Genomic DNA, 13,801 nt, shown 5'->3' with positions numbered 1-13,801 from the left:
TGTTTCTCAGCGTTGCCCGCTTATACGGCAGCGGGCTTTGGGTGAAAACCCTTTAATTCTTGTTCGTTCGCGATCAAAGTTTGGGCATTTTGCTCATGTCTTGGACGAATTTGTGATGGTGGGCCGTCAAATCGAGGTGCTTAGGAAAAACATTTATTTTACCACTTGATAAAAAAAGTGAATGTGGCACGTTGATCGCAGGATTTAAATGCGATGGAGCCAAAGATGCAAAGCAGGGAACGACACAGCGGTATTGTGGCAGGCAGGCTGACCACAGATGCCCTTGCCGAAAATTTCACCGACCTTCACGAGCCTTTGGCCGATCATGAGGCGCAAGTCGCCGCCGACAGGTGCTATTTTTGTTATGACGCGCCCTGTATGACGGCCTGTCCGACCTCTATTGATATCCCTATGTTTATTCGACAAATCGTCACCGGCACGCCAAAAGCGGCTGCCAAAACGATTTTTGATCAAAATATTTTAGGCGGTATGTGCGCGCGGGTTTGCCCTACGGAAACTCTGTGCGAAGAAGTTTGCGTGCGCGAAATCGCCGAAGGCAAGCCGGTCGAAATCGGCCGTTTGCAGCGTTACGCTACCGACACGTTGATGGCTGAGACCGCACATCCTTATACGCGTGGTGAAGCGACTGGAAAAACCGTTGCGGTTGTCGGGGCAGGGCCAGCAGGTTTGTCAGCGGCACACCGTTTGGCGATGTTGGGCCATGATGTGACCTTGTTTGATTCACGCGAAAAACTGGGTGGTCTGAACGAATTTGGTATCGCGAGCTACAAATCCACCGACGATTTCGCTCAAAAAGAAGTCGATTGGCTGTTGTCTATTGGTGGCATTCAAGTTCAATCGGGTCAAAAGCTTGGTAAAGACATCACGCTGGACGGATTGAAATCCGACTTTAATGCGGTGTTTCTGTCCATCGGACTTGGGGGTGTGAACAACCTGCGTGCTGACGGGGTTGACCTTGACGGCGTAGATGACGCAGTCGATTTCATCGCGAAATTGCGCCAGTCTGACGATCTGTCGACGCTGCCAATCGGACGCAATGTCGTCGTGATCGGTGGCGGTATGACGGCCGTTGATGCGGCTGTGCAAGCCAAGCTTTTGGGCGCGCAAAACGTGACGATGGCCTACCGGCGCGGCAAAGACCGCATGGGAGCGTCCGAATATGAGCAAGATTTGGCGACGTCAAAAGGGGTTAACATCTTGTATGACGCGCAGCCATCAGCGGTTTTGGGCGAAGGGTCCTGTTCTGAGGTTGTGTTCGAATACACCGCTGAAGTGGACGGCTCGCTCAAAGGCACAGGCGAAATGGTTCATATCGTGGCCGATCAAGTATTGGTGGCTATTGGTCAGACCTTGCTTGGCGCACCTGAGGGTTTGACAATCGAAGGCGGTAAGATCGCGGTCGATGTCTTTGGTAAAACCACGGTTGAAAATGTCTGGGCTGGCGGCGATTGCGCCTCTGGCGGGGATGATTTGACAGTGACCGCCGTTGCCGAAGGACGTGATGCGGCGATGGATATTCATGCAGTTTTGATGGGCGAGGGCTAAATCATGGCAGATCTTACAAGCGAATTTTGCGGCATTAAATCGCCCAACCCATTTTGGTTGGCCTCAGCGCCGCCCACAGACAAAGAATACAACGTGCGCCGCGCTTTTGAAGCGGGCTGGGGCGGTGTCGTTTGGAAAACACTCGGCGAAGCAGGCCCGCCCGTGGTCAATGTCAACGGGCCGCGGTATGGCGCGATATATGGCGCGGATCGCCGTCTTTTGGGGCTTAACAACATCGAGTTGATCACGGATCGGCCGTTGGAGGTGAACCTTGCGGAAATGACGCGGGTGAAAAAGGATTATCCTGATCGCGCATTGATTGCTTCTGTGATGGTGCCTTGCGACGAGAAAAGTTGGAAAGATATCCTGCCGCGTATCGCGGAAACAGGCTGTGACGGATTCGAGCTGAATTTTGGCTGTCCGCATGGGATGGCAGAACGTGGCATGGGTTCGGCGGTTGGCCAAGTCCCTGAGTACATCGAGATGGTGACGCGCTGGTGTAAAGAAGCGACGGGTCTGCCGATCATCGTTAAACTGACGCCAAATATCAGCAACATTTTGCTGCCAGCGGAGGCGGCGAAACGGGGCGGAGCGGATGCTGTGTCTTTGATCAACACGATCAATTCGATCTCCAGCGTTAATCTTGATAGCTTTAGTCCTGAGCCTATGATCGACGGTAAGGGCACTCATGGTGGCTATTGTGGCCCTGCGGTCAAACCGATTGCGATGAATATGGTCGCAGAGATTGCGCGCAATCCTGAAACCCGTGATTTGCCGATCTCTGGCATTGGCGGGGTGACCACATGGCGCGATGCGGCTGAGTTCTTGGCGCTCGGCGCGGGCAACGTTCAGGTGTGTACGGCAGTGATGACCTATGGGTTTAAAGTTGTTGAGGAAATGATCTCTGGCCTGTCCGAATATTTGGACAGCAAGGGCATGACTTCGGTGGCTGAGCTGTCTGGAAAAGCTGTGCCCAATGTGACCGATTGGCAGTATTTGAACCTCAACCACGTGACCAAGGCCGTGATAGACCAAGATGAATGCATCTCATGTGGTCGCTGTTATGCGGCCTGTGAAGACACGTCGCACCAAGCGATTTCCATGACAGCTGATCGCGTGTTTGAAGTTATGGATGACGAATGTGTTGCCTGTAACCTGTGCGTCAATGTCTGCCCGATCGAGGGCTGCATTACCATGAAAACGCTGCAACCTGGCGATTTGGATGAGCGGACAGGCAAGATTGTATCATCAGAGGCCAGCGATTGGACCAAACATCCAAACAATCCGTCGTTCGTCGCAGCTGAATAACATCTATCGCGTAGGCGAGATCAACGCATAGATTTCGAGTTGGCGCACAGAATACCCCCGTACTTTAGAGTGCGGGGGTCTTACGTTTAAGTTTTTGTATTAAAATGATTTTTTATATGTGCAGGCAATTCTTGCCTTTTCGCTGCATTTGAAATGCACAGTGCCCCAAATGGGAAACTGGTCAAGTTTAAGACAGATCTGTAGCGTTAGGTTTGCTATAGGGTGTCTGTGGTGTGGCTGCGGGCCCTGAATAGGCAGCCTCGCGATCTGAAGTTTCAGTTTGAACCGAGACTTGCGGGGCTTTGACCGTTACTGTCGGTGCAGGTTGTGTTTCCGCCTTTGGCGCGTCGTCACGCAAATCACGTCGGGCCGTAGGCGATATCGCAACGGTGCCTTGCGATCCAGAATCGCTGTTGGTCGTGTTCATCTGAGGGGCCGGCGCAATGGCGGCGGCGTCAGAGGCCTGAGCGCGTTCGGCTTCGACACGCGCGATGACATTGCGCAGATCGCTTTCGACCTCAAGCAAGCTTGCTTGAAAGGCTGGTGTCGGACCTGTCAATGTATCGACATCAAAGCGTGGCTTCTGTGTGTATGTGTCGCGCGGATCAGAAGGCGCGTAAGCGCCCGCAGTGTCGCGGTTCAATTCAGAGGTGTCGAAGCTGTCGCCGTTCTGGCCAGGGAGATTGCTCCCTTTGTTAAATGTGGCCGAAGTGTCATCCGCAATTGCGGCGACTTCCGGCACTGTTTGCCCTAGATTTTGAGGAGGAGATCTAAGTGAAACCCCTCCGCCACCGAAAGCTGGCACGCCAAACATGTCGGACATGCTGAACTCCTTATGTTAGGAGCCCCCACACACATATGTATAAAGAATTAAACTTGCCAATGGGTTAACGTCCACAGTTTTTTAAACTGCTGGTTAATGCTCGATTATACTAACGTGTCGGGCGTGAGCACTTGACGAAACATTCGATTCAAAAAGACACGCGCATCGTCAAAATGAGACGCGCCATCCGTTTCAATGATTTTACAGACCTGCGCGTCAAAATCTGCGTAATGTTGGGTGGTCGCCCAAATTGAGAAAATAAGGTGATAAGGATCGATTTTGGCAATACGTCCGGCCTCTGACCAACCTCGAATGACCTTCGATTTTTCATCAACAAGAGATTTCAATTCGCCTTCGATCTGATCTGCGATATTGGGTGCGCCTTGAACAATTTCGTTGGCAAATAGACGGCTTTCACGGGGGAATTCGCGGGCCATGTCAAGTTTGCGTAAAACATAGGCAAGTATTTCTTCAACCGGATTCCCTTGCGGATCTAACTTGTGCAAAGGGTCAAGCCAATTGGCCATAAGACGTTCGAGCAAGGCGCGGTGAATCGAGACTTTTGACGGAAAATAATACAATAAGTTTGGCTTAGATAGGCCGGATTCAAGGGCTATTTGATCCAGTGTCGCGCCGCGAAATCCGTGCCGAGAAAACACATCCAAAGCTGCCTCAAGTATGGTTTCATGGTTCTTTTTTTGGATTCTTGTCCGCGGTATCTTGCCTGGCATAGGGTGCCGATTCCTTTTTTACGCGTCTCGCCGTTCAGTACAGCTACAGCGTTGCTGAAAAAAACGCCATTCCCAAGCTGATATTACCCTAAAAAGTGGAAATTTTTTGGCGGCGTGGTTTTAAGGTGCGTGACTGTCCTTGACCCGTGTTGGCGCGCTGTTAACGTAGCCTTGACCATTTGGTCAAAGTGGAGCAACGCACGTGAACGCATGCGCTTAAAAGCTATTGCAATGCGCAGCAGGCGCGCGCTCTATTGGATGACAACGAGGTACACTATGGCTATGGACGGCAACACACGCCCAAACGACTTATCGGCTTTTTGGATGCCGTTCACATCGAACAGGCAGTTTAAAAAACAACCTAGAATGTTCGTGTCTGCAGATCGTATGCATTATACGACAGATGACGGCCGTCAGGTGTTGGATGGAACAGCTGGGCTTTGGTGCTGCAACGCGGGTCACAATCGGCCGAAGATTGTTGAAGCGGTGCAAAAGCAAGTCGCTGAACTTGATTACGCGCCAGCGTTTCAGATGGGTCACCCAAAGGCGTTTGAGCTGGCGACGAAACTGGTTGAACTGGCGCCAGCGCCGTTTGAACATGCGTTTTTCACCAACTCTGGCTCTGAATCTGTTGAGACTGCGTTGAAAATTGCCTTGGCCTATCATCGCGCCAAAGGGCAGGGCGAACGTACCCGTTTGATTGGCCGCGAACGCGGCTATCACGGGGTGAATTTCGGCGGTATTTCTGTTGGCGGTATTGTCACCAACCGCAAGATGTTTGGCACGCTTTTGGCTGGGGTTGATCATTTGCCGCACACCCATTTGCCAGAGCAAAACGCCTTTACCAAAGGCCAACCCGAACACGGCGCCTATTTGGCCGACGAGCTTGAGCGCATCGTAACACTGCACGGTGCCGAGACTATCGCCGCGGTGATTGTCGAGCCTATGGCGGGGTCTACGGGGGTTTTGCTGCCACCAAAAGGCTATCTGCAACGCCTGCGCGAGATTTGTACCAAACACGGTATTTTACTTATTTTTGATGAAGTTATCACAGGGTTTGGACGCCTTGGATCAAGCTTTGCCGCCGAACATTACGGGGTTATGCCGGATTTGATCACCACGGCCAAAGGGCTGACCAACGGTGTGATTCCTATGGGGGCGGTTTTGGCCACGGCTGAAATTCATGATGCCTTTATGCAAGGCCCCGAACATATGATCGAACTGTTCCATGGCTATACCTATTCGGGCAACCCGATGGCTGCTGCCGCAGGTCTTGCGACGTTAGAGACCTATGCAGAAGAAGACTTGTTTGCCCGTGCCGCTGGTCTTGAGGGCTATTGGCAAGATGCGTTGCACAGCCTGAAAGGTTTGCCGCATGTGATCGATATTCGCGGCATGGGTCTAATCGGCGCGATTGAGCTTGAACCCATCGCAGGCGAACCCACTAAGCGCGCATTCAACGCGTTTTTGAAATGCTATGACAAAGGCGTTCTCGTTCGCACGACGGGTGATATCATTGCCCTGTCGCCGCCTTTGATCATTGAAAAAGAACACATCGACACGCTGATCGGGACCATTGCCGATGTGCTCAAAACGCTAGACTGACAGGTTGAGTGACCCCGTTTGGGGTCACTCAAACATCATAACCAAAAGCGCAGGTGCGCCGACCATGAGACCCGTGATGATTGCGATGGATGTTGTGAGACCTTTGAACATGATGTCCTCCATTGGTTGTGTCATACTGAAGTAGAACGATCGACAGCAGTGTCGAGAACAAAAAACGCCGCAGCCTATTTGGGCGTTTCAAGACCAAAAATTGGAGAAAAAAGATGAGCAGTTCAGTAGATAAAAGCAACATGCGGATCGATGGGACGCGTCTTTGGGACTCTTTGATGGATATGGCCAAAATCGGCCCAGGCATTGCAGGCGGCAACAACCGCCAAACGCTGACTGATGAAGACGCCGAAGGGCGCGCCTTGTTCCAATCATGGTGCGAGGCCGCGGGTATGACCATGGGCGTTGATACCATGGGCAATATGTTTGCGACACGTGCGGGCACAGATCCTGATGCTTTGCCGGTTTACATGGGATCGCACCTTGATACGCAGCCCACAGGTGGCAAATATGACGGTATCCTCGGTGTGCTTGGCGGGCTTGAGGCTGTGCGCACGATGAATGATCTTGGCCTGAAAACCAAACATCCCATCGTAATCGCCAACTGGACGAATGAAGAAGGCACACGGTTCGCCCCTGCGATGCTGGCCTCGGGTGTTTTTGCCGGCAAGCATACGCAAGATTGGGCTTACGATCGTGTGGATGCCGAGGGCAAAAGCTTTGGCGATGAATTGAAACGCATTGGTTGGGTCGGCTCCGAACAAGTGGGCGCGCGTAAAATGCACGCCATGTTTGAGCTGCACATTGAACAAGGGCCGATTTTGGAAGCCGAGGGCAAAGACATCGGCGTGGTCACCCACGGGCAGGGCTTGCGCTGGATCGAATGTACCGTGACTGGCAAAGAAAGCCACACAGGGTCTACTCCGATGCCCATGCGCAAAAACGCAGGACGCGGATTGGCGCGGATCACCGAGCTGGTCCACGAGATCGCGATGAAACACCAACCCAATTCTGTGGGCGCTATCGGCCATGTGGATGTCTACCCCAATTCGCGTAACATCATTCCGGGCAAAGTGGTGTTTACCATCGACTTCCGTTCGCATTTGCAAGACGTGATTGATGCGATGCTGGAAGAGTTCTACGAGAAAGCGCCCAAACTTTGCGAAGAGATCGGCGTGTCGCTAGAAACCGAAATCGTCGGCCAATTCAATCCGCCTGCCTTTGATGAGGCCTGCGTGACAGCCGTGCGCAACGCTGCCGAAACACTCGGTTACAGCCATATGGATATCGTTTCAGGTGCGGGTCATGATGCCTGCTGGATCAATGACTTATACCCAACGTCGATGATCATGTGTCCTTGTGTGGATGGACTTAGCCACAACGAAGCCGAAGAAATCAGCCTTGAGTGGGCCGCCGCTGGTGCAGATGTGCTGTTGCATGCGGTTTTGGCAACGGCTGAGATCGTCGAATAGTAATTGAATATAGAAAAAGCAGGCGCGCAAAATACGACGCACCGCATTTCAAAACGGGAGACTAATATGACTAAAGTGATCAAAAACGGTACCATCGTCACCGCCGACCTGACCTATGTGGCGGACGTGAAAATCGATGACGGCAAGATTGTCGAGATCGGCCCTGACCTATCGGGCGATGAGGTGATTGATGCAGCGGGATGTTATATCATGCCCGGTGGCATTGATCCGCATACGCACCTTGAAATGCCGTTCATGGGCACCCATTCGGCAGATGATTTTGCCTCTGGCACCCGCGCGGCGCTTGCAGGCGGCACAACTATGGTGGTTGATTTTTGCCTACCAAGCCCCGGTGAAAGCCTGCTGGATGCGCTGAAGGTTTGGGACAATAAATCTGCCCAAGCTTCATGTGATTACTCGTTCCACATGGCGATCACATGGTGGGGCGAGCAGGTGTTCGAGGACATGAAGGTCATCACCGAAGAAAAAGGCATCAACACTTTCAAACACTTCCTTGCCTATAAAGGCGCGTTGATGGTGAATGACGACGAACTTTACGGCTCGTTCAAACGCTGCGCAGAACTGGGCGCGACGCCGCTTGTGCATGCGGAAAACGGCGATGTGATTGCGGAACTCACCGCGCAATTGCTGGAACAAGGCAACACAGGCCCCGAAGGCCACGCCTATTCACGTCCCCCACAGGTCGAAGGTGAGGCCACAAATCGCGCGATCATGATCGCCGATATGGCCGGCGCACCTTTGTATGTGGTGCACACCTCTTGCGAAGAAGCCCATGAGGCCATTCGCCGTGCTAAAATGCAAGGCAAACGCGTTTGGGGCGAACCCTTGGTGCAGCATCTTGTGCTGGATGAGTCTGAGTATTTTCACGAGGACTGGGACCACGCCGCCCGCCGCGTGATGTCACCGCCGTTCCGCAATAAGCAGCACCAAGACAGCCTTTGGGCCGGTCTGGCCTCGGGCACTTTGTCTTGTGTGGCGACCGATCACTGCGCCTTTACCACAGACCAAAAACGCAATGGCATCGGTGATTTCTCGAAAATCCCCAATGGCACAGGCGGTCTTGAGGATCGCTTGCCGGTTTTGTGGACCAAAGGCGTCAATACAGGTCGCATCACCATGAATGAATTCGTGGCGGTGACCTCGACCAATATCGCGAAAATCCTCAACTGTTACCCACAAAAAGGCGCTGTTCTTGTGGGCTCTGACGCCGACCTGATCGTTTGGGATCCGAAAATCAGCAAAACCATCACGGCAGATGCGCAAGTCTCAGCGATTGATTACAATGTTTTTGAAGGCATCGAGGTCACAGGCCTGCCGCGCTACGTTTTGACTCGTGGCTATGTCGCTGTTGATAAAGGCGAATTGAAAGCCATCGAGGGCCACGGTGAATTCGTTGCCCGCGACGCCAATGCAACTGTGAATGCCGCGCTGTCGAAATGGAAAGACCTCACAGCCCCGCGTCCAGTAGAGCGCACGGGTATTCCAGCAACAGGCGTTTAAAACAAGGGATGGCCGTAGCTGCGGCCATCGCCATGACAGGGACACATAATGGAACTTGCGCCAAGCAGGTCCAGAAAGACCAACTATGACTTCGCCAGTGATTGATGTGTCCGGTGTGGACCTTACCTTTCAAACCAACGACGGTCCGATCCATGCGCTCAAAGATGTGAATCTTGAGATCGACAAAGGGGATTTCGTGTCCTTCATTGGCCCGTCTGGCTGTGGCAAGACCACCCTTTTGCGCTGTATTGCAGGGTTGGAAACGCCCAGCGGTGGCGATTTAACCGTGAATGGATTGTCACCAGAAGAGGCGCGCAAAGCGCGATCATACGGTTATGTGTTTCAGGCCGCAGGATTGTACCCTTGGCGAACGATTGGTGGAAATGTGAAACTTCCGCTTGAAATTATGGGGTTTTCTAAGGCTGAACAGGCAGAGCGTGTTCGAAAAGTGCTGGAGCTTGTGGATCTTACTGGCTTTGAAAAAAAGTATCCTTGGCAATTGTCTGGCGGGATGCAGCAACGCGCATCGATCGCGCGGGCACTGGCTTTTGATGCGGACATCTTGTTGATGGACGAACCTTTCGGGGCGCTTGATGAGATCGTGCGCGACCATTTAAACGAACAAGTTTTAAAGCTTTGGGCTCGCACCGAAAAGACCATCGCTTTCGTGACGCATTCCATTCCCGAAGCCGTGTATCTGAGCACCAAAATCGTTGTCATGTCGCCGCGTCCAGGGCGGATCACAGATATTATCGACAGTCCTTTGCCCAAAGATCGGCCTTTGAATATCCGTGACAGCGCAGAGTTCATTCAAATCGCCCATCGGGTACGTGACGGGTTGCGCGCGGGGCATGACGAATGATTCCTGGCAAACCTTCCACTTTTAGGTATTCGGTTTTGCCTGTGCTGACCGTCGTCGCCGTTTTGGTGGTGGTTTGGTACGCGTCAGCAATTAAGATGAATTCGACATGGACCTATGATCAGGCCGCTCGGGCGGGCACAGAGCCAAGTTTTTCCGAGGTCGTGAAAGACACCATGCAGCAAGATAGACCGCTGCTGCCGGTGCCGCATCAAGTGATCGCCGAACTTTGGGACACCACGGTTGAAAAGAAAATCACTTCGAAACGATCTATGATCTATCAAGGGTCAATCACTTTAAAAACAACGCTTTGGGGCTTTGCCTTAGGCGTCGTTGTTGGCATCGCCATGGCGGCGCTGATTGTGCTAAGCCGCGTGGGACGCCTGAGCTTGATGCCTTGGGCGATCATTTCGCAGACCATTCCGATTGTGGCTTTGGCACCGATCATTGTAGTGCTGAGCAACGCCATCGGGGCAGGGTCTCTGCTGGTGCCGAAAGCAATCATCGCCGCCTATCTGAGCTTTTTCCCCGTAATGGTTAGCATGGTCAAAGGGCTAACAAGTCCGGATCATATGCAGCTGGATTTGTTGCGCACATATGGCGCAAAGCGGTCTGCCGTGTTTTGGAAATTGCGGGTTCCTGCATCCATGCCGTACTTTTTTGCCTCATTGAAAGTCAGCATTGCCGCAGCTTTTGTTGGGGCTGTTGTGGGCGAGTTGTCCACCAGCGCGATTTCTGGCCTTGGGGCACGTATGTTGATTGGGTCACAATTTGGCGAACCTATGATCATGTGGGCCGCTTTGTTTGCCGCCGCAATTTTGGCAGCCGTGTTGATTTTCACTGTCGGTGCGATTGAGAAAATCCTGCGCCGCGCCATGGGAGGGCAGCCTGTATGACCCGTGCTGATACGCGATTTGAACGCATTGGATATCCTGTGGGGTTTGGTCTGTTGGTTTTGTTGTTGTGGGAAGTTGTGGTGTGGATGTTTGATATTTCACCTGCGCTTTTGCCGCCACCTTCGGCTATCGGAGTCGCCATTTTGGGATCGCTTCCGATCTTATGGGGTGACTGGGTGCAAACCGTTGTGAAAGGCGCGTTGAACGGGCTTTGGATGGGCAGTTTTGCAGGCATCGCTGTAGCCTTGGTGATCGATCGTTTCGCATTTCTCAAGCGCGGATTATTGCCTGTGGCCAATTTTTTTGCCGCATTGCCTATTGTGGGTTTGGCGCCCATTATGGTGATGTGGTTTGGGTTTGATTGGCATTCTAAGGCCGCCGTTGTGGCAATCATGGTGTTCTTTCCGATGTTGGTGAACACGCTTGGTGGGCTTGCCTCAACTGATACGATGCAACGAGATTTGATGCGCACCTATGCGGCGGGGCATGTCGCCACGCTTGTGAAATTGCGCGTGCCGGCGGCGATGCCGTTTATGTTCAACGGTCTGAAAATTGCTGTCACTTTGGCGCTGATTGGGGCGATTGTTGCTGAATATTTTGGCTCTCCGATCCGTGGGATGGGGTTCCGCATCACGACTGAAATGGGGCGCTTGGCAACGGACATGGTTTGGGCCGAAATCACGATATCGGCTTTAACGGGCACGGCGCTTTATGGGCTCGTGGCCTTGATTGAAAAGAGGGCGACCTTTTGGCATCCCTCGCAACGCGGGTAACCGCATGAATATTGCACAAGGAAAACCTTGGCAATTCAACAACTTGGAGGTTGTATTATGAAGAAAATACTTTTGAGCGCGACAGCGCTGGCGGCAATGACAACGGGTGCTTTTGCGACTGACGATGTGACGCTTCAATTGAAATGGGTCACGCAGGCGCAGTTCGCGGGCTACTATGTGGCGCTTGAAAAAGGCTTGTATGAAGCCGAAGATCTGAACGTAACGATAAAGCCTGGTGGCCCTGATGTGGCACCTGTGCAAGTGTTGCTTGGCGGCGGCGCTGATGTGATGGTTGACTGGATGCCATCTGCCTTGGCCGCACGTGAAAACGGAGCGCCTGTGGTGAATATCGCGCAGCCTTTCAAGTCATCTGGCATGATGCTGACCTGTCTTAAAGAAAGCGGTATCGAGACCCCTGAAGATTTCGCCGACAAAACACTGGGTGTTTGGTTCTACGGCAATGAATACCCGTTCCTAAGCTGGATGGGCAAACTTGGCTTGGCCACTGACGGATCGACGGGCGGCGTGACCGTTCTCAAGCAAGGTTTTAACGTTGATCCATTGTTGCAAAAACAAGCGGCTTGTATTTCAACTATGACCTACAACGAATACGGTCAGGTTCTTGATGCAGGTATTTCAGCCGATGATTTGATTACATTTAAGTATGAAGATCAAGGTGTTGCGACGCTTGAAGACGGCCTTTACGTTTTGGAAGACAGCCTGACAGATGATGCGTTCAAAGACAAAATGGCGCGTTTTGTCAAAGCCTCCATGGCGGGTTGGACTTGGGCTGCTGAGAATCCAGAAGAAGCTGCTGAGATCGTTCTTGAGTACGACGAAACCGGCGCACAGTCTGAGGCACACCAGATCCGTATGATGGGCGAAGTGGCCAAATTGATCGAGGGTTCCACTGGCGCACTTGAAATGGCTGACTATGACCGCACCGTCGCATCCTTGTTGTCTGGCGGGTCTGATCCTGTGATTACCACGGCACCAACAGGCGCTTACACAACTGACATCACCGATATGATGATGAAATAAGCGCGGGTCGTGAACATTTTGAGAGGCCTCAAGCTTTGCTTGGGGCCTTTTTTGCGTTGAGTTTAAAGCAATTGCGCGGGGCCTATTTGACGCGTCTGTGCGCCGCATCGCTGTTTGAACCTCGCGAGATCATGAGCGCGCTTGGGATCGATAGTGCCAAGATCAAGGCGCGTTACGCCGAGTTTTTGCAGCCGCTTGATGGCGTCCCACAGGATCAGGTTATGGGCGTTTAACATGCGCCCATCAGGGCCGTTTTGGCCCATGTGATAGCTGGCGGAATTGCCATGTCGTATGAACAACATTTGTGCGTCACTGGCTGTCAAAAGCAGCAAGGACTTTGGTGCAACGTCTTGAATAGATAATGTGAATTCGGGTGGGAGGCCACGATACCGACCTTGGGATTGTCGTTGTTTTTCGACCTGCAAAAGTGGTGTCAGGGCGGCTGGCGTCGCAGTGATCTGGACCACTTTCAATCGTGTTCCTTCGGCCTTTTTCAACGCATTGCGCCATTTGGCATGCTGAGCGGCGCGCAGGTCTTGCAAATCTAGGCTTAGATCCAATTCGCAGATTTTTGGTGTGGGAGAGAACGACAGACGTCGTAATTTTGTGTCAGGGGACATCAGTTTTAACGAGGCAGTTTTTAGGGTCGCACGAACAGAGTGCAGCACCTCGCATGAGAGACTGTTTTGCAAAAATACAGGCCCTCGGCTTATCAAAGAGACTTCGATACCCTTGATTTTGCGCTGCACGATTTGGGCGATGGCGACAGGTTCACCTTGGTGCACGACTGCTAAACGTAAAACATCCCGACCAATGCGCGTGACTGCATCGCCGTACAGCCAGCGTTGTTGCAAAGGGGCCTGGGCCTTATTTGCGAGGCGTTCCCACGGCTTAGGGTCTGTGATGATCATCGTTTCCATGACGCCAAATTGCGCCTTAAGGGACGAACTTTTGGTTAACAGAACCCTTTAGTTGGTTAAAAACACAGACCTCCATTGTCGTATGGATAGGACTTCCAATTGAACGGTATTGATGTCTTACGAAAAAGGCCGCGCGCTCAGTTGAGAACACACGGCCTTTCATGTTTAGGGGGAGGCTGCTTTAAGCGTTATAAATCGATCCATTGATGAGGTCTTCGACGACGGCGGGTTCGGCGAGTGTTGAGATGTCGCCCATTGTGCTGGTGTCGTTTTCGGC

The 13,801-nt window shown here is 52.4% G+C and carries 12 protein-coding genes; 9 read left to right on the top strand and 3 right to left on the bottom strand.

Translation table 11 applies throughout. The features are described 5' to 3' along the window. Nucleotides 1–225 precede the first annotated feature (225 nt). Entirely contained in the window at nt 226–1,566 is a 1,341-nt protein-coding gene (locus WNY38_RS16185) for an NAD(P)-dependent oxidoreductase (protein WP_342858401.1), read from the top strand. A 3-nt stretch (nt 1,567–1,569) separates the two neighbouring features. Further along, the gene (gene preA, locus WNY38_RS16180; RefSeq protein WP_342858400.1) at nt 1,570–2,874 is read left to right on the top strand and encodes an NAD-dependent dihydropyrimidine dehydrogenase subunit PreA; all 1,305 of its coding nucleotides are present in this window, start codon (nt 1,570–1,572) and stop codon (nt 2,872–2,874) included. Between the two features lie 187 nt (nt 2,875–3,061). Here the strand turns inward: preA and WNY38_RS16175 are convergent, their stop codons facing one another. Together WNY38_RS16175 and WNY38_RS16170 are read right to left on the bottom strand one after the other, a co-directional pair. Beyond that, nucleotides 3,062–3,697 carry a hypothetical protein gene (locus WNY38_RS16175; RefSeq protein ID WP_342858399.1) on the bottom strand — a complete coding sequence of 212 codons (636 nt, stop codon included), beginning with the start codon at nt 3,695–3,697 and terminating at the stop codon, nt 3,062–3,064. A gap of 104 nt (nt 3,698–3,801) precedes the next feature. Next, nucleotides 3,802–4,428, bottom strand: a complete 627-nt coding sequence (locus WNY38_RS16170; protein ID WP_342858398.1) for a TetR family transcriptional regulator C-terminal domain-containing protein — start codon at nt 4,426–4,428, stop codon at nt 3,802–3,804. A 276-nt stretch (nt 4,429–4,704) separates the two neighbouring features. Here WNY38_RS16170 and WNY38_RS16165 point away from each other — a divergent pair, with 276 nt between their 5' ends. From WNY38_RS16165 to WNY38_RS16135, 7 genes are all read left to right on the top strand, one after another. Beyond that, nucleotides 4,705–6,033: an aspartate aminotransferase family protein gene (locus tag WNY38_RS16165; RefSeq protein ID WP_342858397.1), complete on the top strand. Its 1,329-nt coding sequence runs from the start codon at nt 4,705–4,707 to the stop codon at nt 6,031–6,033. 224 nt (nt 6,034–6,257) lie between these two features. Then, nucleotides 6,258–7,514, top strand: coding sequence for a Zn-dependent hydrolase (locus WNY38_RS16160; protein WP_342858396.1), 1,257 nt, complete (start codon nt 6,258–6,260; stop codon nt 7,512–7,514). Nucleotides 7,515–7,580: 66 nt separating this feature from the next. Then, nucleotides 7,581–9,035 carry a dihydropyrimidinase gene (gene hydA, locus WNY38_RS16155; protein ID WP_342858395.1) on the top strand — a complete coding sequence of 485 codons (1,455 nt, stop codon included), beginning with the start codon at nt 7,581–7,583 and terminating at the stop codon, nt 9,033–9,035. An 85-nt stretch (nt 9,036–9,120) separates the two neighbouring features. After that, nucleotides 9,121–9,897: an ABC transporter ATP-binding protein gene (locus tag WNY38_RS16150; protein WP_342858394.1), complete on the top strand. Its 777-nt coding sequence runs from the start codon at nt 9,121–9,123 to the stop codon at nt 9,895–9,897. Next, the gene (locus tag WNY38_RS16145; protein WP_342858393.1) at nt 9,894–10,790 is read left to right on the top strand and encodes an ABC transporter permease; all 897 of its coding nucleotides are present in this window, start codon (nt 9,894–9,896) and stop codon (nt 10,788–10,790) included. The genes WNY38_RS16150 and WNY38_RS16145 overlap by 4 nt, the downstream gene beginning before the upstream one ends. After that, nucleotides 10,787–11,563, top strand: coding sequence for an ABC transporter permease (locus tag WNY38_RS16140; protein ID WP_342858392.1), 777 nt, complete (start codon nt 10,787–10,789; stop codon nt 11,561–11,563). The genes WNY38_RS16145 and WNY38_RS16140 overlap by 4 nt, the downstream gene beginning before the upstream one ends. Nucleotides 11,564–11,620: 57 nt before the next feature. Next, nucleotides 11,621–12,604: an ABC transporter substrate-binding protein gene (locus tag WNY38_RS16135; protein ID WP_342858391.1), complete on the top strand. Its 984-nt coding sequence runs from the start codon at nt 11,621–11,623 to the stop codon at nt 12,602–12,604. Nucleotides 12,605–12,666: 62 nt separating this feature from the next. Here the strand turns inward: WNY38_RS16135 and WNY38_RS16130 are convergent, their stop codons facing one another. Further along, nucleotides 12,667–13,524 carry a hypothetical protein gene (locus tag WNY38_RS16130; protein ID WP_342858390.1) on the bottom strand — a complete coding sequence of 286 codons (858 nt, stop codon included), beginning with the start codon at nt 13,522–13,524 and terminating at the stop codon, nt 12,667–12,669. Nucleotides 13,525–13,801: the final 277 nt, after the last annotated feature.

This window comes from Pacificibacter sp. AS14 (assembly GCF_038899935.1).
GTDB lineage: Bacteria > Pseudomonadota > Alphaproteobacteria > Rhodobacterales > Rhodobacteraceae > Celeribacter.
Note: the sequence above shows the minus strand (reverse complement) of the source record. Positions and strands in the feature narration are given on the sequence as shown.

Coding starts and splice junctions, on each gene's coding strand:
- WNY38_RS16185 (WP_342858401.1), top strand. CDS start 226: ATGCAAAGCAGGGAACGACACAGCGGTATTGTGGCAGGCAGGCTGACC.
- preA (WP_342858400.1), top strand. CDS start 1,570: ATGGCAGATCTTACAAGCGAATTTTGCGGCATTAAATCGCCCAACCCA.
- WNY38_RS16175 (WP_342858399.1), bottom strand. CDS start 3,697: ATGTCCGACATGTTTGGCGTGCCAGCTTTCGGTGGCGGAGGGGTTTCA.
- WNY38_RS16170 (WP_342858398.1), bottom strand. CDS start 4,428: ATGCCAGGCAAGATACCGCGGACAAGAATCCAAAAAAAGAACCATGAA.
- WNY38_RS16165 (WP_342858397.1), top strand. CDS start 4,705: ATGGCTATGGACGGCAACACACGCCCAAACGACTTATCGGCTTTTTGG.
- WNY38_RS16160 (WP_342858396.1), top strand. CDS start 6,258: ATGAGCAGTTCAGTAGATAAAAGCAACATGCGGATCGATGGGACGCGT.
- hydA (WP_342858395.1), top strand. CDS start 7,581: ATGACTAAAGTGATCAAAAACGGTACCATCGTCACCGCCGACCTGACC.
- WNY38_RS16150 (WP_342858394.1), top strand. CDS start 9,121: ATGACTTCGCCAGTGATTGATGTGTCCGGTGTGGACCTTACCTTTCAA.
- WNY38_RS16145 (WP_342858393.1), top strand. CDS start 9,894: ATGATTCCTGGCAAACCTTCCACTTTTAGGTATTCGGTTTTGCCTGTG.
- WNY38_RS16140 (WP_342858392.1), top strand. CDS start 10,787: ATGACCCGTGCTGATACGCGATTTGAACGCATTGGATATCCTGTGGGG.
- WNY38_RS16135 (WP_342858391.1), top strand. CDS start 11,621: ATGAAGAAAATACTTTTGAGCGCGACAGCGCTGGCGGCAATGACAACG.
- WNY38_RS16130 (WP_342858390.1), bottom strand. CDS start 13,524: ATGGAAACGATGATCATCACAGACCCTAAGCCGTGGGAACGCCTCGCA.